Genomic DNA, 21,762 nt, shown 5'->3' with positions numbered 1-21,762 from the left:
AACTACAACGGTGCAATTATCCACAGGGCTGGTGCGAGTCGGAGAAGACCGCGCGGGATCCGGCAGCCCGGGGTCGCCGCAGCGGGCTCGGCGGAGTGAGCGTGACCATCGCGCGCTTCGGCCGCCCGAGGCGGCGAATTACAGCGGTGTAATTATCCACAGACGCGGATCGCGCCTGTGGGAAACGATCGGGCACGGCTGTGCTCGGGGCGGTGCGCGGGCCGCTTCTGCGGCGATTCCACGCGGATGCGGCGGCCGCGCTACTCAGAATTACACCGGTGTAATTATCCACAGCCCTGCGCCGAGGAGGTGCCTCGTTCGCCGAACTTCGAGTGCGTCGGCTGGAGCAGGCTCCCTCAGATCAGGTCGAGCTGCATCGCTCGGATCACGGCGCGGGTGCGGTCGGAGACGGCGAGCTTCTCGAAGACGTGCAGCAGATGGGTCTTCACGGTCGACTCTCCGATGAACAGGCGCGCAGCGATCTCGGGGTTGCTCAGCCCCTCGGCGACGAGGGCGAGGATCTCGGTTTCGCGAGCGGTCAGCCGCGGCGAGGGATCCGACGCTCGCTCGCCGCCCGCGGCTCCGCGCTCGCCTGTTCCGGTGGGCGCGCTCGCGCCGCCGACTCGGGTTGCATCCCCGGGTGCGCTCGCACCCCTGGGCCCGCTCGCATCCCCGGCTCCGCTTTCGCTCGCGCGCCCACGCGCCGCCGTCGCCAGGGCCGCTGCTACCGAGGGGGCGAGCACCGTCTGCCCGGCGGCGACCGCTCGCACTCCCGCCGCGAGCTCTTCGGCGGGTGCGGCCTTCACGAGGTAGCCGCCCGCGCCGGCTTCGATCGCCGCGAGGATCTGGTCGTCGTCTTCGTAAGTGGTGAAGACGAGCACGCGCACGGGCCCGTCGGCGGCGGCTCCGGCCGCCCACTCCGCGATGCGCCGTGTGGCCTCGACCCCGCCCATGCCGGGCATGCGCAGGTCCATGAGCACCACGTCGGGTCGGACAGTGGGCACCAGCTCGATCGCCTGCTCGCCCGACTGCGCCTCGGCGATCACTTCGAAGTCTGGCTCGGTGTCGAGCAGCCCCACGATACCGGCGCGCACGATGGGGTGGTCGTCGACCACCATGACTCGGATCATGAGCTCTCTCCTCTCACCGCTTCGAGGCGCACTTCGAGGCGCGCACCGCCGAGCGGAGACGCCCCGAATCCGACCGCTCCCCCGACGACGCGGGCCCGGGCGGCCAGCCCGCTCAGACCGAAGCCCCCGCTGGAGTCGAACTCGCCCGCCGAGCCGGTGCGGCCACCCGCCTCGGCGGAATCATCGCGCTGATCACCCCGGCCATCCGGGCCACCGGCACCCGAGTCGCGGGTGTCGAGATCGCCGACATCCGCGCCACGGGCGTTCAGCCCACTAGCGGCGTGGCGGTGTTCTTCGCTCGTCGGACGGCGCCCGACGGGCCCCACCCCGTCATCGTCGACCCGCAGCAGCGCCCCGCCGCCCCCAGCGGGTTCGAGCTGCACGTGCACCCGCGAGGCGTTCGCGTGCCGCCGGGCGTTCGCCAGCCCCTCCTGCACCGCGCGCAGCAGCACGACCTGGCGCTCGCGATCGAGCGGCACCGACTGCAGCTCGCAGCTCACGTCGAGCCCGGTATCAGCGCGCAGTCGCGACACGACGCGCTCGATCGCCGCTTCGAGCCCGCCATCGCCGAGCGGCTGGGTGGTCGCCACGAGCGCCCGGGCCTCGGCCACCGCCTCTCGAGCCGCCGATTCGACGCGCGCGACGCGATCCCGCGCCAGATCGGCATCGCCCGCGGCGAGCGCGCGATCCGCCTGCTCGCTCAGCATGACCAGCCCCGCGAGCGTCTGCGTGAGCGTGTCGTGCAACTCGCGCGAGAGGCGCTCCCTCTCGCGCCCCGCCCCGGCCTGCTCCGATAGCACCGACACCTCGGCCTGCGACGCGCGCAGTTGCTCGGCGAGCAGGCGATAGCGCTCGCCCTGCTGGAAGATGCGCGTGATCCAGGTGCCCATCACCACGGCGAACGTGAACGAGAGCAGCACGATCACGGCCGCCCCGCCCAGGCCGCCCATGAGGTCGAAGCGGCCGAAGGCCAGCAGGAAACCGCCGCCCACCGAGAGTGCGAGCGCGGCGCTCCAGACGACGGCGTCGCGGTAGCGCGGCACCACCGTCCAGATCATCGGATAGGCGACCGCCTGCAGCGTCGCGTAGTTCGGCACGACCACGGTCGCCGCGCCGATGAGCAGCACGAGCACCCCCAGGTAGACGTCATCGACGCGACGGCCGGTCTCGTCGCACGCCGCCCGGCGCAGCACCGAGCGCCCCAGCCCGAGATACCAGATCACCAGCAGTGCGAGCGCCCCGACCGCGAGCGCCACATCGAGCGGAGTGCCGGGCTCGTCGTCGAAGACCACATCGACCACGCCGATCGTGCCCAGCACCACCACCGTGGTCGCCACACCCAGATCCCACCACAGCAGCACTGGGCGGCGGCGGGGCATGGCCCCGATCTCGTCGTGCTGCGTGCTCATGGCTTCACTCTCTCATGCACCTCTGACACTGACCGGTCGGGCGCGATCCCGAGCCCCGTTCGCCGCCCCCAGATGACGCACGTGGCCGCTCCCGCCCCGCAACACGGCCACTCGCGTCATCTTGACCGGCTCCGGCGAGGCCCCCGGCCCCAGCTCCGGCCCCAGCTCCGGCCCCGGCCCCAACTCCGCACGGCGAACGCCGGCGCGTCCGCTCATGTGCGTCGCTCACCCCGCGCTCCGCTCCGTGGGCGGCCGCAGAAGCGGCCCCAGCTCCGCACGGCGAACGCCGGCGCGTCCGCTCATGTGCGTCGCTCACCCCGCGCTCCGCTCCGTGGGCGGCCGCAGAAGNAGAAGCGGCCCCAGCTCCGCACGGCGAACGCCGGCGCGTCCGCTCATGTGCGTCGCTCACCCCGCGCTCCGCTCCGTGGGCGGCCGCAGAAGCGGCCCCAGCTCCGCACGGCGAACGCCGGCGCGTCCGCTCATGTGCGTCGCTCACCCCGCGCTCCGCTCCGTGGGCGGCCGCAGAAGTGGCCCCAGCTCCGCACGGCGAACGCTGGCGCGTCCGCTCATGTGCGTCGCTGCCACTTGAACGTGAAGAGGCTCAGCACGAGGCCCGCCACGAGCCAGACGGCGAGCATCAGCACCACGAGGCCCAGATCCCACGCCCCCGACGGCTCGAGCGTGGCGAAGCTCTCGGGCAGGAACACCGAGCGCATCCCCTGCGCCAACCACTTCAGCGGGAACACCGCGGCGATGTTCTGCAGCCACTCCGGCAGCATCGAGAACTGCAGGTAGACGCCCGAGATGAACTGCAGCAGCAGCACGATCGGCAGCACCACCGCGGTCGCGCTGCGCGACGAGCGCGGCACCGCCGAGAGCGCGATCCCGAGCATCGTCATCGTCGCGATCCCGAGCAGGAACAGCCACGCGAACCGCACCCACAGCTCCGGCTCCGAGGGCAGGTCGACCCCCAGCACGATCGCCGCGAAGGCGAGCAGCAGGGCGAGCTGCGCGAGCGAGGTGACGAGGATCATGCCCGCCTTGCCGATGAAGTACGACACCGGCGAGATGGGGGTGCCGCCGAGCCGCCGCAGCCAGCCCTCGCTCTTCTCCCGGGCGATGTCGACCGCGAGGTTCTGCACGCCGGTGAGCAGCAGACCCGCCGCGACCATGCCTGGCAGGTAGTAGGCCGCCATCGTGACGCCCGGGGCGATCTCGCCCATGGATTCGAACGCGACCCCGAAGATGCCGAGGATCAGCACGGGGAACAGGAACGTGAAGAACACGGTGTCGGGCGTGCGGAAGTAGGCGCGCAGCTCGAGGCCGATCGCGGCCACCCCCGCTCGCAGGATCCCCGGTGCGGCGGCCTCGAAGCCGCCGGTGCGCGTCATGGTTGCGGTGCTCATCGGCTCGTTCCGTTCTCGTCGGTCAGGATCGCCGCGCGCTCGGCGGCGGGGTCTGCTGAGGCGGCGGATCGGCCGGCACCGGCACTTCGGCCGCCGCCCTCGCCCGCGTCGGCCGCGGACCCGTCTGCGGTCCGTTCGATGAGGCCGAGGTAGATCTGCTCGAGCGACGGGCGCCGCACTTCGAGCTCGGCGGGCTCCCCGCCGGGCGCCCCGGCGGCATCGGCCGCACCGCAGAGCTCGGCGACGAGGCGGGCGGGCCTTTCGGTGCGCTGCTCGCGCAGCACGCCCGTCGCGTCGCGCCAGCTCACCACGGGCACGCGAGCCTGCGGGCCGCCGAGCTCGCCGGGCGGGGCCTCCGCCACGATCCGCCCGCCCGACAGCACGCCGACGCGGTCGGCGAGGTGCGCCGCCTCGTCGAGATAGTGGGTGGTGAGCAGGATCGCGGCGCCCTCGCCCGTGAGCGCCGAGAGCATGTCCCAAAATCGGCGCCGCGCCTCGGGGTCGAAACCGGTGGTGGGCTCGTCGAGGAACAGCAGCTCGGGCCGCCCCACGATCCCGAGCGCGACGTCGAGGCGCCGCTGCTGGCCGCCGGACAGCTTGGTCGCGCGCTTGCCGGCGTGCTCGGTGAGGCCGACGAGCTCGAGCACCTCGTCGGTGCCGCGCGGCCGGGGGTAGAGCGCGCCGAAGTGGGCGACGAGTTCGCGCGCCGTGTACGGGCCGAGATCCCCCGTGCCCTGCGCGACGACTCCGATCCGCGACCGCCACGAGCGGGGTGCGCTCAGCGGCTGCTCGCCGAGCACGCGCACCTCGCCGGAGTCGGGTCGGCGGATCCCCTCGAGGATCTCGATGGTGGTGCTCTTGCCCGCACCGTTCGGGCCGAGCAGCGCGTAGGTCTCGCCGGCCGCGATGTCGAGGTCGATGCCGGCGAGCACGGTCTGCTCCCGGTATCGTTTGGTGAGCCCGCGCACACTGACCACCGCGTCGCGGCCGTTCTGCTGATCGTTCATGCTTCCAGCCTGGACTGCGCCCGCGCGCGTCGGCAGCGACCGGTGGGGGGATCTTCGCGGCCTGCCGCATCCACCGGTCGGTGGATGCGGGATCGCGGGTGGGCCGTGCCGAGTCGGCCTATTTGTATCGAGTCGGCCCAGAAGGCGCGCGAATTGCGGGCCGGCTCAATACAAATAGGCCGACTCGACGCAGAGAACCACGACCACGGCGCGGGCGTAGGCTGAACGGGTGAACAACAGCACCAGCGCTCCCACCATCTCCTTCGCCTCCGACAACTGGGCCGGCGCCCACCCCGAGGTGCTCGAGGCGATCGCGGCTGCGAACGCGGGCCACGCGCCGGCGTACGGCGGCGACCCGTGGACGGCGCGCTTCCAACGGCTCGCGCGAACCCTCTTCGGCGACGATGCCGAGGCGTTCCCGGTGCTGAGCGGCACGGGCGCGAACGTGCTCGCCCTGCAGGCGGCCCTGCCCCGCTGGGGCGCGGTGATCTGCGCGGGCACCGCCCACATCCACACCGACGAGACGGGCGCCCCCGAGAAGACGGGCGGGCTCAAGCTGCTGCCGGTGGAGGCGCCGGGCGGCAAGCTCACCCCCGAACTCGTGGCGCGGGAGGCGTGGGGCTGGGGCAACGAGCACCGTGCCGAGCCGCTCGCGGTCTCGATCACGCAGTCGACCGAGCTGGGCACCTGCTACACCCCCGACGAGATCCGCGCGCTGGCCGACCAGGCGCACGAGCACGGCATGGTGCTGCACCTCGACGGCTCGCGTCTGGGCAACGCCGCGGCGAGCCTGGGCGTCTCGCTGGGCGAGCTCACGAGCGGCGCGGGCGTCGACCTGCTGAGCCTGGGCGGCACGAAGAACGGCCTGCTCGGCGCGGAGGCCGTGGTGGTGCTGCGCCCCGGATCCGCCCCCGGTCTGCCCTACCTGCGCAAGATGAACCTGCAGCTCGCCTCGAAGATGCGCTTCGTGTCGGCGCAGCTGCTCGCGCTGTACGAGGGCGATCTGTGGGTGCGCTCGGCGAGCCACGCCAACGCGATGGCGGCTCGGCTCGCGACGGGGCTCGAGGAGCTCGCCACGGCGGGCGCGGTGCCCGGGCTGCGGATCGCGCACCCCGTCGAGGTGAACTCGGTCTTCGCGACGCTGCCCGCCGACGTGGCCGACCGGGTGCGCTCGCGGTTCGCGTTCGGCGCGCGGCCCACGGACCCGGGGCTCTACCGCCTCATGTGCGCCTTCGACACGCAGCCCGAGCACGTCGACGCGCTGCTGGCCGCGATCGCCGAGGGCTGAGCGCCCCGATCCGGATCGCGATCCCGGGCCGATGCCCCGGCCCGATCACGCCGCACCTGTGCATCCCTCCCCTCCAGCAGCACCGATCGAGCCTCGAACACCCCGATCGCGCGCAACGGGGTGCTGCTGCGTCGATCGGTGCGCGAGGAGGCGCAGGAGAGACGTAGGGTGCAGAAGGGGAAGGATGCAGGAGGCGCGGAGACGCAGAGGGCGCGGAACCGCAGGCGCGGAACCGCAGGAGGCGCGGGGGCGCGGGAAGGCGCGACGAGCGCAGGCCCCCGCCTACACCCCGATGCCGCCGAAGATCAGCCTGGCCGCGATCACCAGCATGATCGCCGCGACGATCCAGTCGAGCACCTGCCACGAGCGCTGCGTCGCGAAGAAGCGGGTGAGGGCGCGAGCGCCGTAGCCGAGCAGGAAGAACCAGGCGATGCTCGCGAGCGCGCCGCCCAGCACGAACCACCATCGGGCGGGATCGCCCTGCGCGTTGCCGATGGATCCCATGAGCACCATCGTGTCGAGGTAGACGTGCGGGTTGAGGTAGGTGATGGCGAGGCAGGCGAGGATCGTGCGCTTGAGGCTGCTGCGCGAGCCCTCGGGCCCGTCTCCCGCGACGAGCACCTCGGGGTTCATGGCCCGCCGGGCGGCCGACCAGGCGTACCAGAGCAGGAAGGCGACGCCGCCCCAGCGCACGATCTCGAGCAGGATCGGCGCGCGTTCGACGACGAGGCCGATGCCGGCGACGCCGAGCAGTTCGAGCAGCGCGTCGGTGAGGCCGCAGATGAGCACCACGGGCAGCACGTGCTCGCGGCGGATCCCCTGCCGCAGCACGAAGGCGTTCTGCGCGCCGATGGCGACGATGAGGGAGAGGCCGCTGCCGGCACCGATGAGAAGGGGGAGGATCACGCAGACGACGTTACGTGCGCGGAGCACGCCCCCGCTAGTTCAGCAGGGCTATGGTTTCTGATGCAGCTTAAGCCGCGCTTCAGGTAGCGTGGGGTGCGCGCCGGTGGCGCGGCCGATGCCTCGGGGCTCGGCGATGTTTCGGATCCCTCGCCGGGATACCTCCGAGACACGGGTGAGTTCCGAAGCAACGGCGGCTGCTCGGCGGCTGCTCAGCTGCCACGCGGCGCCCGCACGATGCCCGCACGGCGGCTGCTCGATGGGCGGGCAGCCGTGAGAGACCCGGATCCCCACCCGAACCCGAGGAGCCCCATGGACCTGCCAGTCGAGCACCTCGCGACCTTCGCCGCCATCGTCGACGAGGGCAGCTTCGAGGGCGCGGCGCGGCGCCTGCACATCACACCATCGGCGGTGAGCCAGCGCGTGCGCGCGATGGAGCAGCGGGTGGGATCGGTGCTGCTGCGGCGCACGCGGCCGGTCGAGCCGACGGCGGCGGGATCGGCGGTGCTGCGCGCGGCCCGCCAGGTCGAGCGCGTGCTCGACGACGTGGCCGACGAGCTGGGGCAGGGACCGTCGGGCGGCACGCTCATACCGGTCGTCGTCAACGCCGATTCGCTGGCGACCTGGTTCGTGCCCGCACTGGCTCGGGCGGCGCGGGAGACGGGCGCGCGCTTCGAGGTGGTGCGCTCTGACGAGACGCTGTCGACGGAGCGGCTGCGCAGCGGCGAAGTGATGGCGGCGCTCACGGCGACGGCCGAGGCGGTGCCGGGCTGCACGTCGACCCTCATCGGGGTCGACCGCTACCTCGCGGTGGCCGCGCCCGGTTTCACCGCCGCGCACTTCGGCGACGGCGTCACGGCCACCGCGCTCGCGACGGCGCCGGTGATCGAGTTCGACCGCCACGACATGTTCCAGCGGCGCTTCATCGATCGCATCGCGGCCGGGCACGCCGAGGCTCGGGATCACGCCGCCTCGGATCGCTCCGCAGCACCGGATCGCTCCGCAGCGCCGGATCGCCCCGCTGCTCCGGATCGGCCTGCCGCCCCGGATCGCCCTGCCGCCCCGGATCACGCCGCGGCACCGGCGGGCGAGCCGGCCGGGGGCGGCCCCGCCGACGCGCGAATCGAGCCGCCGCGCCACTTCGTGCCGTCGTCGGCGGAGTTCGCGACGGCGATCGAACTGGGCATGGGCTGGGGCATGCTGCCGCGCCTGCAGTGCGCCGAAGCGCTCGCGCGGGGTCGCCTGGTCGAGCTGATGCCGGGGTCGGCGTTCGAGCTGCCGCTCTACTGGCAGCGCTGGAATCTGCGCTCCCCCGTGCTCGACCGGCTGTCGGCGATCATCGCCGAGGACGCGGCGCTCGCACTCGATGTCGGCGGTGCGCGGTAGCCTGGAACGGCATCAGGGCGTCTCGCCGGTGTCTGAGCTTCGGAGGCGCGCCCACTCACCGCACCTCTGTGCCTCGACGAGGAGGATCCATGTCCCTCATTCCAGAACTGCTCGGCGCCATCGGCTCGGGATCGCTGCGCGTGGTCGATCTCACCAACAAGCTGCAGGCCTCGACCCCCACCCTGCGCCTGCCCAAGCCCTTCGCCAACCTGATCGACTTCTCGCTCGAGACGGTCAGCGAGTACGACGAGCCGGGCCCGTTCTGGAAGCACGCGAACATCCACACCGGCGAGCACATCGGCACGCACATCGACGCGCCGATCCACTGGATCAGCGGTCGCGAGGGCCACGACGTCTCCGAGATCCCGCCCGCGCGCCTCTTCGGCCCGGCCGCGGTGCTCGACTTCTCGGCCGAGGCCGCGGCCGACAACGACTTCCTGCTCGACGTGCACCACGTCGAGGCGTGGGAGGCCGAGCACGGCGCCTTCGAGCACGGCACCTGGCTGCTGCTGCGCACCGGCTGGGATCGCTTCTCCGATTCGCAGCAGGCGTTCCTCAATGCCGACGAGACCGGCTCGCACACACCGGGGTTCACGGCGGAGTGCGCCGCCTGGCTGGCCGGCCGCGCCGAGATCTCGGGCGTGGGAGTCGAGACCGTCGGCATCGATGCGGGTCGCGGGGCCGAACTGGATCCGCCCTTCCCCGTGCACTACCACCTGCTCGGCGCCGACAAGTACGGCATCACCTCGCTGCAGAATCTCTCGCTGCTGCCCCCGAAGGGCGCTGCGATCGTGGTGGCGCCGCTGCCCATCGTGGACGGCACCGGCAGCCCGGCCCGCGTGTACGCCCTCGTGGAGGCCTGATGGCCGGCGCCACCGTGGCCGAGCTCGTGGGGCACGCGCTCGCGCGCCTCGGCGCCGGCCACTGCTTCGGGGTGGTCGGTTCGGGCAACTTCGCGGTGACGAACGCGCTGCGCGAGGCGGGCGTTCCGTTCACCGCAACGCGGCACGAGGGCGGGGCCGCCACCATGGCCGACGCCTTCTCCCGCATGTCGGGCACGGTGGCACTGGTGTCGGTGCACCAGGGCTGCGGTCTCACCAACGCGGCGACGGGCATCGGCGAAGCGGCGAAGAGCCGCACCCCGATGATCGTGCTGGCGGCCGAGGCGTCGGGCGCGGCCGTCGGGTCGAACTTCTCGATGGACCAGCCGGGCTTCGCGCGGTCGGTGCTCGCGGAGTCTCACCGCGTGCACTCCCCAGAAAGCGCACTCGTCGATGTGGTGCGGGCCTTCCGCGCGGCGCGCGATGAGCGGCGCACCGTGGTGCTCAATCTGCCGCTCGACGTGCAGGCGCAGCCGGCCTCCGCCGACGCACTGCGCGCCCTTGAGAGCCTCGCCCCACCGCCGGCTCCGGCGCCGCCACGGGCCGACGCCGAGGCCGTGTCGGCCCTCGCACAGCTGATCTCCACGGCCGAGCGACCGGTGATCGTCGCCGGGCGGGGTGCGCGCGGCGCGGGGCCCGAGCTGCGGGCGCTCGCCTCCGCCGCGGGGGCGCTGCTCGCGACCTCGGCTGTGGCGAAGGGGCTGTTCGCCGGCGATCCGTTCGACCTCGGCATCTCGGGCGGTTTCTCGTCGCCCCTCACCGCAGAGCTGATCTCGCAGGCCGACCTCATCATCGGCGCGGGGTGCACCCTGAACATGTGGACCATGCGGCACGGCCGTCTGATCGGCGAGCGCACCCGGGTGGCGCAGATCGATCTCGAGGTGTCGGCGCTCGGGGCGCAGCGCCCGATCGATCTCGGGGTGGTCGGCGACGCGGCCTCGACCGCCACCGCGGTGCTCGCCGAGCTCACGCGCTTCTCCTCCGGTCTCGAACCCCGCTACCGCACCCCGGGCATCGCGGCCCGCATCGCGGCTGAGAGCCGGTGGAGCGACGTGCCGCTCGACCCGCCCGACCTCGGCGGCCCCGGCACCGGCGCCGCCTCAGACCCCGGTCCTCTCGAAGACGGCCCCGAGATCCGCATCGATCCGCGGGTGCTCAGCCGCGAGCTGAACCGCCTGCTGCCCGTCGAACGCATCATCTCGGTCGACTCGGGCAACTTCATGGGCTACCCGTCGGCCTACCTCGACGTTCCCGACGAGCACGGCTTCTGCTTCACGCAGGCGTTCCAGGCGATCGGCCTCGGGCTCGCGACCGCGATCGGCGCTGCGCTCGCCCGCCCCGATCGGCTGCCGGTGCTGGGCACCGGCGACGGCGGCTTCCTGATGGGCGTCGCCGAGCTCGAGACGGCGGTGCGGCTCGGTCTTCCGCTGCTCGTGGTGGTCTACAACGACGACGCCTACGGCGCCGAGATCCACCACTTCGGCGTGAGCGAAGACCCCGACTTCGTCGCCCCCGACCTCGGCACCGTGACATTCCCCCGCGTCGACATCGCGAGCCTCGCTCGCGGCTTCGGCGCACAGGGCGTCACCGTGCGCGGGCCCGAAGATCTCGACGCGGTGCGCGCCTGGCTCGACTCCGACCCTCGCTCGCCACTCGTGCTCGACGCCCGCATCGCCTCCGACGGGGGCGCGTGGTGGCTGGCCGAAGCGTTCCGAGGGCACTAGGCCTCCGATGCTGGGTGTGCTGCAGGGCTTCGCACTGATCCTCGGGGTGATCGGCGCCGGCTACCTCACCGCGCTGTTCAAGGTGGTGCAGGGGGATCAGCGGCGCGTGCTCAACAACGTGGCGTTCTACATCGCCACCCCCGCTCTGCTGTTCACGGTGCTGAGCCGCAGCGATCCCGGCGTGATCCTCTCGCCCGTCATCCTGGTGACGAGCGCGGGTGCCGTGATCGTCGCGGCCGTGTTCGTGATCGCGTCTCGGCTGTGGTTCAAGCGGGATCTCGCGAGCACGACGCTCGGAGCGACGTGCGCGGGCTACGTCAACGCGAACAACCTCGGCCTGCCCGTCGCGGTCTACATCCTGGGCGATGCCGCCTACGTGGCCCCGCTGATGCTGGTGCAGCTGCTGTTCTTCGCTCCGGCGGTGCTCGCGATCCTCGAGAGCGTGCGCGGCAACCAGCGCGGCTTCCTGGTGGCGCTCGGGCGGGCGCTCTCGAACCCGATCATCGTCGGGTCGATCGCAGGCCTCGTCGTCGCGCTGACCGGCCTGCCCGTGCCGCAGCTCGTGATGGCGCCGCTCGACATGCTCGGCGCCGCCGCGATCCCGATGGTGCTGCTGAGCTTCGGCATCTCGCTCCGCGGCCAGCGCGCGCTGCAACCCGGAACGGGTCGGGCCGCGGTGTTCACGGCGAGCGGCCTGAAGGTGCTGCTCATGCCGCTCGTCACGTGGCTGATCGCGATCGCGGTGGGGCTGAGCGCACACGAGGTCTTCGTGGCGACCACCATCGCGGCGCTGCCGACGGCCCAGAACGTCTACAACTACGCGGCCACCTATCGGCGGGCCGAGACCGCGACGCGCGACACGGTGTTCCTCACCACCTTCGCGTCGCTGCCCGTCATCGCCCTCATCGCGTGGCTGCTGGGCTGAGCGAGCCACCGAGGGCGGGAATAGCGGGGCACGATCCGGCGTTGCAACGAGGCGGAATGCGGGCCGGATCGTGGCCCGCCGTGTCACCCGTAAGGAGCCTCCCAGTGAGTTCGCGCATCGCCCAGACCACCGCACCCGTTCTCGACACTCTCGCGCAGCGGTGGAGCCCCCGAGCCTTCGACGCCGAGCACGCCTTCCCCGAGGGCGCTCTGCGCAGCGTGTTCGAGGCCGCGCGCTGGGCCCCGAGCGCGAACAACACCCAGCCCTGGCGGTTCATCGTGGCCCGCCGCGGCAGCGAGAGCTACGCCCGCATCGAGCAGGCCCTGCTCGGCTTCAACCGCGAGTGGGCGGTGTCGGCCGCGGCGCTCATCGTGAACATCGCCGAGGTCATCGACCCCGAGGGCAAGCCCCGCAAGTGGGCCGAGTACGATCTCGGACAGGCGGTCGCCCACCTCACCGTGCAGGCGCACGCCGACGGCTACTACACGCATCAGATGGGCGGCTTCGACCGCGAGGCGATCAGCGCCGCGTTCGACCTCGATGAGCGTCTGCTGCCCGTCTCGATCACCGCGATCGGCGCGATCGGCACCCCCGAGCAGCTGTCGGAGGTGCTGCGCGAGCGCGAGACCGCTCCCCGCACGCGGCTGTCGCTCGAAGAGCTCGTGATCGTGCGCGACTGACGCACAGGAAGGGCGTGTCTCGCCCTCAGGCCTCTCGAGGCTCCTAGCCCCTAGCCCTAGCCCCTAGCCCCTAGTTGCTGAGGCCTGCAGCCCGCGCACTGTCCCGGCCGTTATGCAGCGAAAGGCGGATTTCGCACGTCGATCTCGAAGATCACATGCGAAATCCGCCTTTCGGCGTCGTCCGGCGCAGGGGAGCCCGGGTCAGTCGAGCATGTCGCTCTGCTCGATGACCGATTCCACGGTCTCGATCAGGGCGCGCTTGGTCTCGTAGAGCGGGTGCGAGGGCTGGTCGGCTTCCGAGGGCAGGCCGAGGGCCGCGGCCGCCTCGATCGTGTTCACGCCCACGCAGGGCACGATCGTGGTGTCGGGGATGTCGGGGAACTGCGACGCGACCTCCTCGGCGATCCGTGCGGATGCGACGAGCACCGCGTTGATGCGGCCCGACTCGATGTCTTCGCGGATGTGCACCGACGCGGGCACCCCGACGGTGCGGAACGCGAGCACCTGCGTGACGTCGTGGCCGCGTTCGATAAGCCCCTGGGTGAGCACCGGGATCGCGACGTCTGAGCGCAGCGTGAGCACGCGCAGCACCTCGCCGGTGTCGATCTCGGGCCACTCTTCGAGCAGGGCGTGGGTGCTGTTCTCGCGCTCGGGGGTGCGGGTGATGTGGTACCCGGCGTCGCGGAAGGCGACCGCGGTCGCCTCGCCGACGATCGCGACCTTGGTCTCGGGCGGGATCACGGCGTTGTGGTGCTGCAGCACGTCGGCGACGGTGGAACTGGTCGCGGTCATCCAGTCGAAGCCACCCTCTTCGAGGGTCTTCAGGGCTTCGACCAGCTTCTCTTCTTCGCGCGTATGGGCGAAGTCAACGAGCGGAGCGATCACCGTGTGGGCTCCCTGCTCACGCAGCGCCTTGGAGACGATGTCTCCCCAGGTGCCGCCCCTCGGCACGAGCACCCGCAGGCCGCTGAGCGGTTTCGCCTCTACCGACATACACCCCACTCACTCGACACCAATACAAAAGCCATACGATCAGTCTTGAACGAACCCTCGGTATGGCTGGGATGGAAAACCATCTGTCCCTATTCTTACTCCGCGTCTCCCCAGGAAGCAAAACGAGGCCCGGCGGCCCTGGGAACGCAACTCAACTGTGACCTGCCCGCGGCGGGCCGGATCGACTCACTCGAAGCGCTTGATGACGGCGCTGGTGACCGTCCAGACACCCAGACCGACGATGGCGGCGGCGCCCGCGACTCCGATCGCGAAGGCGAGCGGGTTGCGCCGCTTCTGCTCGGCAACGCGATGCTTCATGTCGTCGACCGCGTCGTCGACGCGCTGCGCATAGTTGAGGCGATCCTTCAGCTGCGCGAGGGTGTCGTACAGTTCGGCGCGCGCCTGCGCCGCCGCGACTACACCCTGCTGCTTCTCGTGTGCGTTCATCGCCAGTTCCCTTCCTCGCCGACTCGCGGCATCTGCGAGCCCGCGGGCCGCGATGTCGGGGGCTCGGCGTTGATCCGCACTTCGCTGATGGCAGAGATGTCGTCGCCCACGCGCTCGAGCGTCTCTTCCGGTACGGGGTTGCCGCGCTTGATGAGCGCGACGCCGGCGAGGATCGCGAGGGCCGCGAGCACGAGCAGCGCTGCGGCGACGACGAGCGCGGCCAGCCACCAGGGCCACACCAGGGCCAGGGCGGCGATCGCGGCGATCACGAGCGCCTCGAGCATGAAGAACACGAAGAACAGGGCGATGACGATCGCTCCGGCGCCGATGCCGGCCTTCTTGGCCTTCGAGATGATCTCGCGCTTGGCGTTCTCGTACTCGATCTTGGCGAGCGAGACGATCTGCTGCGGCAGCCGCGTCAGCAGTTCGAAGGTGCCCGCCTGATCCTTCTTGCGACTCATGCGTCACCGCCCGACTTCGAGGACGCCCCCGAACCGCGCTTCTTGGACGCGGCCGACCCGCTGCTCTTGCTCGACGACGAATTCGAGGAGGCGCTCTTCGAGGAACCGCCCGAATCGCTCTTCGACGAACTGTTCGAATCGCTCTTCTCGGACGCCGCAGAGCCCACAGCGGCCTTCGACGCCGTCGATGCGTTGGTGGTGCCCGCGGTGGAGCGCTTGTCGCTCTCGTCGTCGCGCAGGAACGCCGCCATGGCGCTCTTGCCCGCACGGGTGGCGGACGCCTTGAGCTCGTCGACCCGGGTCTGCGCCACGTCGCGCACGAAGCTGACGCCGCGCTGCACGGGGGCGGTGTGCCAGAGCGTCTGAGCGCCGTTCTTGATCTGCTCGTAGCGCTCACGGCCGGCCCGAGTGCCGAGCACGTAGCCGACTGCCGCGCCGAGAACGAATGCGATCTTGCCCTTCATCATTGCCTCCCGCCGTTGGCGTTTCAATAGCCTGCCGCTAGCCTACCGCCCGCGACACCGTTCATACCGCTTCGGGAATTCCGGTGGTCACGGCGGCAGGATTTCTGTATGATTCGCGGCTGCCGGCTCCGCGGTCGGTTCACGGGACCGCGGATCGTCGGCGCCGCCGGGTCACGGTCGCGGCGGCCGCGGCGGCGACGATGAGGCCGCCCCACAGTCCGTACATCCACGCCGCGTCGCCGCCGAGCACGGGCAGCCCGAACGCGAACCACGGCGGGGTGCCGTGCTGGGTGCGGCACGGGCTCGCCTTCGCGCACTGCTGGGGCGGCACGATGCCGTCGCCGTGGGCGAGGTTGAGGATCGTGACGTCGTAGGCGTCGTTCTTCACGGTGACCGTATACACCGCCGATACCGACTGGCCGGGCGCCACGGCGGGCACCTGCCAGGTGAGGATCGCGCCTGCGCGGCTGAGACCGGCGGGCAGCGCGCCCGAGAGGCGCGCGCTGTTCAGCACCTGGGAGGCGTCATCGGTGACGACGAGGTGGTCGAGTGACACGAGGCCCGTGTTCGTCACGGTGAGCACGTAGCTGATGTCGTCTCCGGGCCGCACGACCGTGCCGTCGTGCAGGGGGTCGCCGCCCGCCGTGGTCGCGGTCTTCGTCATCGTCCACTGGGGCGTGCCGATCGCGGCTTCGAACGGGTCGCTGGCCTCGACGAACTGGCCGGTCTCGACGCCCTTGCCGGTGACCGCGATCACGTTGCGGTGCGCGGGCCCGTAGGAGTCGGCGGGGTTCATGCTCGGCAGGGTGCCCGTGCAGTCGACCGACTGCCCGACCGCGAGCACGAACTCGGCGAGCGTGCTCGTGCGCACGGGGTTGTCGGCGGCGCGCAGCGCGGTGCCGTCGTTCGGGTTCACGCAGGCGAGCGAGGTCATGGTGCGGCCGGTGGCGGTGGTGTCGACGAGCCGCAGCCCGCCCAGCGGTTCGTCGCCGGTGTTGGTGAACCGCATCTTCACGGTGAGCGGGTCGCTCGTGCCGTTCGCGCGGGGCGGCAGCACGGCCGGATCGCCGAGGTCGCTGGTCTTGTCGATCACGAGTTTCGCGGTGTCGAGTGTGAGGCCCGCGTTGACGTACTCCGTGACGGCGCCCGCGAGCACCGGCACCGAGTGCGAGCGGGAGGTGGTCGGGCTCGCGCACGACGCATCGACCATGCACGACGGCGCCCGCGCGGTCACCCCGTACGTGTACCCCGCGGGGTCGAGCCCCGAGCCGAGCACCGTGTCGAGGGTCGGCTGCGAGGGGTGCGTGCCCAGCACCGCGAACTCGACGGTGTAGCCGGTGCCCGGCGCGATGTTCGTGAACGCGTAGGCGCCGTCGGCGTCGGTGACCGCCTCGCCCACCTTCGCCCCGGAGGAGTTGTAGAGCGCGACCGCCACCCCCGCGACGCGCGGCTCGGCGGCGGGCGCGCCCATCCGCCCATCGTGGTTCGCGTCGGCCCACACGGTGCCGCGCACCCCGCCCGGCGTGTTCTTCGCCAGCGGGATGCGCACCGGAACCTGGTCGCACGAGTCGGGAGTGGTGCTGTTCTGCCCGTCGACGTCGGTGTCGCAGGAGGGGTTGCCCGGAATACCCGCGGGATTGGGAGTCGCGGCCGGGTCGGCGGGCAGGATCGGCTTCGCCCGGCCCGCCCCCGCGTTCTTCGCAATGCCCGCGTAGGGCGTCGAGGGCGAGGTGAACCAGGCCTGATTCAGCAGGTTCGCGTGGGCGGCGCCCTGGTTCACCTTGCCGCGCACCACGATCGAGAGCGACTCCCCGACGGGAATCGTGGATATCGGGTACTGACGCTCGATGAAGCCGTCGATACGTTGTGCCGAGGAAGCCAGGACACCGTCGTTCAGCAGGAAGAGTTCAGGCAGTCCCCGTACGGTTTCGGCGACCAAGTTATCGCCAGTGCCGTCATTTCCAACGAGTCTCTCGGATCCCCACGCCAGAACAGAGCCGTCCTGTGCAACTCCTGCTATCGCATGGCCTTCTACTAGCTCATCGTCTTCGTTTTCGTAATAGGCACTCCCGGGCTCAGCAGCTTGCTTCACACCGCTGAATCCTCCCAGGGCGGTCGCGACGGCGCTGCTGAAGGACAGGGAAGGGGCGTTTCCCCAAGCGTAGAGCTCTCCGGAGGAGGTGACGGCCGCAAAGACTCGAAACCGCTGAATCACGGATCGGACTGCGACATTCTCGAGTCTCTGCACCGGGGCCGCGATCAGATTGTTCGCGGTGCTTCCATTGCCATTCCGGTGATTCAGCCCGATTCCCCAAGCAAAAAGACTTCCATCCTCGGTCAGGGCAAATGCACCCCCGTAACTGGGGAACAGCTCTTTGACTTCAACGCTTTCTAGCCCCAGCACGGGAAGGGCAACCGCGCTATTCTCCGTAGTCCCGTTTCCCAGTGCGCCATGTGCACCATTTCCCCAGGCGTAGACGCCGCCATTCGCAGTAAGCGCGTAGAAGGATCCGCTGGCCCACACGCTCTCGATAGCGATACCCTCGAGGCCGGTGACCACCTGCGCAGACAGTTTGTAGCCGCTACCCGTATATTGTTGGCTGCCCCAGACGTACAGCGCACCCGTCGAAGTGATCGCAAAGCCGCCATCAGGGTGACCGACCAGTTTTTGAACCGTCACCCCTTCAAGCCCTAGTACCGGTTTCGCCGAAAGGTTGTCCTGCTGAGTCCCGTTCCCGGCGCGGCCGAAGGTACCGTTGCCCCACGCAAGCACTCGCCCAGTCGATGTCACTCCGTACCCGGTCCAGGAGCCCGCGTCGAGCTCGACGATCGTTACGCCAGTAAGACCTTGGACTGGCTGAGCGGAGAGGTTACTGGTAAATCCACCGTTTCCGTTCTCCCCGTTAATCCCGCGCCCCCAGGAGTACACCTGCCCGGCAGAGGTGAGAGCATAGGCGCCCCATGGACGAACAGCTATCTTCTCGACGACCACTTGCTCAAGTCCGAGCACGGGAGCGGCAATAGCAGAAGGTTCGCTACCTCCGTTGCCGAGTTCCCCATCAAGGTTCCCGCCCCACGCGTACACCTGACCCGAGTCGGTGATGGCGTACACGGCATTCTGAGAGGGGACCAACTCTGAGATCCGAAGGCCCTCGAGACCGACCACGGGCTTCGCTACGGGGTTTGATTCATCGGCAGTTCCATTTCCGAGAAGGTCTCCGCCTGCTCCCCAGGAATACACGCGGCCCGCGTCGGTAACGGCGAAGAAAGCCCCACTCCCATGGCTCACTACTTCTCGCACGGGGTCGCCGATCTCGCCGTAGATGGTTTCAACATCGTAGAGCTCAGCACCCGCCGTGTCGGTGAGGGTGCCCCCGGCAACCGGCGTGTTGCCGAGATTGGTGAGCGTGAGCTGCCAGGCCACGTCGCAGACACCGGTGGTGTCGTTGCAGGCGAGGCTGGCCTCGTTCTTGTCGATGTCGACCTTGGGCTCGGCGGCGTGGAAGCCGTAGTTCACACCGTTCTGCGCGCCGCCCATGGCGAGCGTGAACACCGTCGACTGCTCGGCGGCGTTGGCGAATCTGCGGTTGATGAACGAGAAGGTGGGGTCGACTGCGAGGTCTTGGCCGTAGTAACTGGTGAGGTGTGCAGGGAGATTGGGCCCGCGCTGGTCGACGCGGGTGACGTAGTCGCCGTGCACGAGCCCGGTGAAGCTGTAGTAGCCGGTCGCGTTGGTGACCGCGGTGCGCACCGGTGCGTCTTCGATCACCCCGTTCACCACCCGATACAGACCGACCGATGCCCCCTGCACCTTCGGCTCCGTCGCGTGCATGACGGCGTCGTTGTTCACGTCATTCCAGACCGTGCCGCTCGCACTCGCCATGACCACCTGTGCGCGCGCCGGCCAGGGCACGGGTGCGGCTTCGACACCCGTGTCGGTGATCGTTCTACCCGCCCACAGCAGGTAGTTGTTGCCCTGCCGGTTGCCGGTCGGCTGCAGGGTGACGTTCAGGGCCGCGTTCGCGCCGGCGCCGTTCGCGGGCTGACGCACCTTCAGCGCGGTCGCGCCGGCGAGGGGGGGCACGCCGCCCTGGCCTGCCTGCGAGACCGGGTGCCACACCGAGTTCGGGTCGCCCGGGTTGAGGGTGGGGTTCGCGGTCACCGTGAAGAACGCCTCGGCGCCGTCGGTGGTGTCTTCGACCCCGAAACCCGCTCCGGTGAGCGCGAGGCTGCCCTGAAAGCTCGACGTCTTGGGGCTGGCGGTCCAGTTGGGCACCTGGCTCTGGTAGGCGGCGCCGTCGCCGTTGCGGGGCAGCGCGATCACGGTCTCGGTGTGCCCCGTGCCGTTGAGGGTGGCGGCGAGATCGACCCGCCAGGTGAGGGGTTCTTCGATCTCCTGCTGCGGCGTCACCACGCTCACCCGCGCGGCGGCGGTGAGCTGCTCGGGCACGGTGCTGCGCGCCTCGGCGCTCGCCGGCAGCACCTGCTCGGCGCCGTCGAGCGAGAACGTCGCCGCCGACACGATCGTGTCGCGCGCGGTGTACGTGGCCTTCGCGTCGTACGTGATGTCGGGCAGCGTGGCGGTCTTGTTCCAGTCCTGGTACGAACCCGCGATCAGGCCCTCAGCGGGCGTGAACACGAGGCGGGCCGGAGTCGACTCGGGATCGCCGCAGACACGCCCCGACGGGCCGGGCTCGGCGGGGATCACGGTCAGCTGCCAGGCCGGGTTGGTACTCACGGGGTCGGTGACGCACCGATCCGCCTCAACCTCGACGCGGGCCGCGAACCCCGCCGCCGGGATCGGCGGGTTCACCCCACGCGCCCTCACCCGATAGGAGGCGGTGCTGCCCGGCGGGGTCTGCGGGTTCGCGACGGTGTGCTCGACCTGCAGGGTGGGGATCACGGGGAACACCACTTGCACCGCGCCCGTCGCGCCGGCGATGTCGCCGTCGCCCACCCGGGCCCGCATCACGTCCTGCACCACCGGCCCGTCGCCCGGCTTGACGCTCTCGCGAATCTTCGCGGGCACCGTCACCGTGAACGCGCCCGCGCCCGCCTGGTCGTGCACCGGCAGGGCGCCCTCGGCGAAGACGACCCTGATCGCGCGCCCGCCCGCCGGCGCCTCCTCCTGCTCCACCCAGCCCTGCGTCACCGACGCATCGGCGATCGGGTCGCCCGTCTCAGTCGTCGACCAGAAGATGCGATACGACGCCGGGTCCACGGGGGTGCCGTCGGGGCCGGTCACGTTGACGAAACCGTCCACCCGCTGCAAGCCCGGATCCCACTCGTCAGCTACCACGATCTGCGGGGCCGGGTCGCCAGGTCCAACCTCGATTGCGGTGGTGAGCACCGACAGCTCCTGCCGGAACTGCGCGCCGGCCGCCAGCTGCCAGGGGCTGCCCGCATTCGAGTATCCCGTCGACGAGGCCGCCGCCCACTGCATGTTGCCCGGTTCGAACTTCGACTGTGATCCGGTGTAGGGATACGCCACCCGCTTGCTGAACAGCTCGCCCGACGCCGGAATCGGCCGGTACACCCGCGCCGCCGAGTAGTCGTTGTTCGGGTAGGGGGTGCCGCCGATGGACCCGGTCTTCGGATCGTACGTCGACCAGCTCTGGGGCTTGCCCGTGCCCGGCTGCCAGCCGTCGCCGTTGTTCAGGTAATCGGTCGACCTGAATGCGCTCCCGGGCACCTCCATCCACACGTCGTAGACGGCCGTGGATCCCTCGTCCTGCTCGGGCCAGCCGCCCGGCACCGTGAAGTTCAGCTGAGGTTCCCCCGAGTACTTCAGCGTCAGCCAGCCGTCGACGGGGGTCACCGCCTGAGTGCCGAGCCGCCAGGTCGTGCCCGCGGGGAACGCCGACACGTTCACGCGGGCCTCCCACTGCATGCCCGTCGATACTCCCTTGACCGGCGAGAACCCCTCACGCTTGAGCGCCCGCGGGGTGATCGTGAACCCGCCCGACGCCGCACCCTCGTACGTGTGCAGCTGGGCGCTCGGGCGGATCGTGAGATCGGCCTGCGGCGCCGACACCACCGTCACCGCCTCGGTCTCCACCGAAGCGTACGGCGATTGGCCGCTGATGCCGACCGATACCGGGAACTTCTGCTCGGTACGCGCCAACCCCTGCGCATCCGAGGCGGTCATCAGCAGGGTGCGCGTCACGCTCGCCGCCGCACCCTCCTCGATCGTGAACAGGCAGGAGTTGCCGCTCACCTGCACCGAGACCCCCGGCACCGGCGCGCAGAACTCGGCCTTGCCCTCGGACCAGCGCAGGTACGCGGCGCTGCCCATGGACACCGCGACCGTGCGCTTCGGGCCGGCCTGGAACTTCAGCTCCACCTCGTACCCCACGACGTCGCCCGACGACACCACCCCGTCGCTCGGGCCATCGTCGCCGGGGCTGAACCCGTTCGCCGTGTTCACGAACGACGCCGCATCAGTGCCATGCCCAGTGCCGTCGTACTTCTTCGTCACCCGCACGTCGGTGTACGGGTTGGGGCCCGGTGCAGCCGTCGCGCCTGGCGCGCTCACCGCGACCAGGCCGCCCGCCACCACCGCCGCCGCCGCGACGCCCGACAGCACCCGCCTCACGACGGCGCGACGGCTCTCGCGGCCCACACCCACAGCACGCATCGAAGAGCACTCCCAAGGTCG

General features: G+C 70.7%; 16 protein-coding genes. 6 read left to right on the top strand and 10 right to left on the bottom strand.

What is annotated here, in order from left to right:
• Positions 1–356 precede the first annotated feature (356 nt).
• The 4 genes from H490_RS25240 to H490_RS25225 form a co-directional block, all read right to left on the bottom strand.
• The gene (locus H490_RS25240) at positions 357–1,130 is read right to left on the bottom strand and encodes a response regulator transcription factor (protein ID WP_017884268.1); all 774 of its coding nucleotides are present in this window, start codon (positions 1,128–1,130) and stop codon (positions 357–359) included.
• The gene (locus H490_RS25235; protein ID WP_017884267.1) at positions 1,127–2,539 is read right to left on the bottom strand and encodes a sensor histidine kinase; all 1,413 of its coding nucleotides are present in this window, start codon (positions 2,537–2,539) and stop codon (positions 1,127–1,129) included. Before H490_RS25235 ends, H490_RS25240 begins: the two co-directional genes overlap by 4 nt.
• A 566-nt stretch (positions 2,540–3,105) precedes the next feature.
• Positions 3,106–3,945, bottom strand: coding sequence for an ABC transporter permease (locus H490_RS25230; protein ID WP_017884266.1), 840 nt, complete (start codon positions 3,943–3,945; stop codon positions 3,106–3,108).
• Positions 3,942–4,952 (bottom strand): ABC transporter ATP-binding protein, encoded by a 1,011-nt coding sequence (locus H490_RS25225; RefSeq protein WP_017884265.1) that lies wholly within the window; start codon positions 4,950–4,952, stop codon positions 3,942–3,944. The genes H490_RS25230 and H490_RS25225 overlap by 4 nt, the downstream gene beginning before the upstream one ends.
• 229 nt (positions 4,953–5,181) lie before the next feature.
• Here H490_RS25225 and H490_RS25220 point away from each other — a divergent pair, with 229 nt between their 5' ends.
• The gene (locus tag H490_RS25220) at positions 5,182–6,240 is read left to right on the top strand and encodes a threonine aldolase family protein (protein ID WP_017884264.1); all 1,059 of its coding nucleotides are present in this window, start codon (positions 5,182–5,184) and stop codon (positions 6,238–6,240) included.
• 282 nt (positions 6,241–6,522) lie between these two features.
• Here H490_RS25220 and H490_RS25215 read toward each other — a convergent pair whose 3' ends face one another.
• A complete protein-coding gene (locus H490_RS25215; RefSeq protein WP_031290071.1) occupies positions 6,523–7,146 on the bottom strand; it encodes a LysE/ArgO family amino acid transporter in 624 nt (207 codons plus the stop codon).
• 309 nt (positions 7,147–7,455) lie between these two features.
• Here H490_RS25215 and H490_RS32710 point away from each other — a divergent pair, with 309 nt between their 5' ends.
• From H490_RS32710 to H490_RS25190, 5 genes are all read left to right on the top strand, one after another.
• Positions 7,456–8,529 carry a LysR family transcriptional regulator ArgP gene (locus tag H490_RS32710; protein WP_017884262.1) on the top strand — a complete coding sequence of 358 codons (1,074 nt, stop codon included), beginning with the start codon at positions 7,456–7,458 and terminating at the stop codon, positions 8,527–8,529.
• 89 nt (positions 8,530–8,618) lie between these two features.
• On the top strand, positions 8,619–9,392 hold the full coding sequence (locus H490_RS25205; RefSeq protein WP_017884261.1) for a cyclase family protein: 774 nt from the start codon (positions 8,619–8,621) through the stop codon (positions 9,390–9,392).
• Positions 9,392–11,134 carry a thiamine pyrophosphate-binding protein gene (locus H490_RS25200; protein WP_017884260.1) on the top strand — a complete coding sequence of 581 codons (1,743 nt, stop codon included), beginning with the start codon at positions 9,392–9,394 and terminating at the stop codon, positions 11,132–11,134. Before H490_RS25205 ends, H490_RS25200 begins: the two co-directional genes overlap by 1 nt.
• A 7-nt stretch (positions 11,135–11,141) precedes the next feature.
• Complete coding sequence (locus H490_RS25195) at positions 11,142–12,059, top strand: AEC family transporter (protein WP_017884259.1); 918 nt, start codon at positions 11,142–11,144, stop codon at positions 12,057–12,059.
• Positions 12,060–12,163: 104 nt separating this feature from the next.
• On the top strand, positions 12,164–12,739 hold the full coding sequence (locus H490_RS25190; protein ID WP_017884258.1) for a nitroreductase family protein: 576 nt from the start codon (positions 12,164–12,166) through the stop codon (positions 12,737–12,739).
• Between the two features lie 201 nt (positions 12,740–12,940).
• Here H490_RS25190 and H490_RS25185 read toward each other — a convergent pair whose 3' ends face one another.
• From H490_RS25185 to H490_RS25165, 5 genes are all read right to left on the bottom strand, one after another.
• Positions 12,941–13,732 (bottom strand): uroporphyrinogen-III synthase, encoded by a 792-nt coding sequence (locus H490_RS25185; protein WP_017884257.1) that lies wholly within the window; start codon positions 13,730–13,732, stop codon positions 12,941–12,943.
• A 186-nt stretch (positions 13,733–13,918) separates the two neighbouring features.
• A complete protein-coding gene (locus tag H490_RS25180) occupies positions 13,919–14,179 on the bottom strand; it encodes a DUF3618 domain-containing protein (protein ID WP_017884256.1) in 261 nt (86 codons plus the stop codon).
• Entirely contained in the window at positions 14,176–14,640 is a 465-nt protein-coding gene (locus tag H490_RS25175; RefSeq protein WP_017884255.1) for a phage holin family protein, read from the bottom strand. Before H490_RS25175 ends, H490_RS25180 begins: the two co-directional genes overlap by 4 nt.
• Positions 14,637–15,104, bottom strand: coding sequence for a hypothetical protein (locus H490_RS25170; protein WP_041205516.1), 468 nt, complete (start codon positions 15,102–15,104; stop codon positions 14,637–14,639). Before H490_RS25170 ends, H490_RS25175 begins: the two co-directional genes overlap by 4 nt.
• 139 nt (positions 15,105–15,243) lie before the next feature.
• On the bottom strand, positions 15,244–21,741 hold the full coding sequence (locus H490_RS25165) for an SdrD B-like domain-containing protein (RefSeq protein ID WP_152424254.1): 6,498 nt from the start codon (positions 21,739–21,741) through the stop codon (positions 15,244–15,246).
• Positions 21,742–21,762 lie beyond the last annotated feature (21 nt).

It is taken from the genome of Leucobacter sp. UCD-THU (assembly GCF_000349545.1).
Lineage (GTDB): Bacteria > Actinomycetota > Actinomycetes > Actinomycetales > Microbacteriaceae > Leucobacter > Leucobacter muris.
Note: the sequence above shows the minus strand (reverse complement) of the source record. Positions and strands in the feature narration are given on the sequence as shown.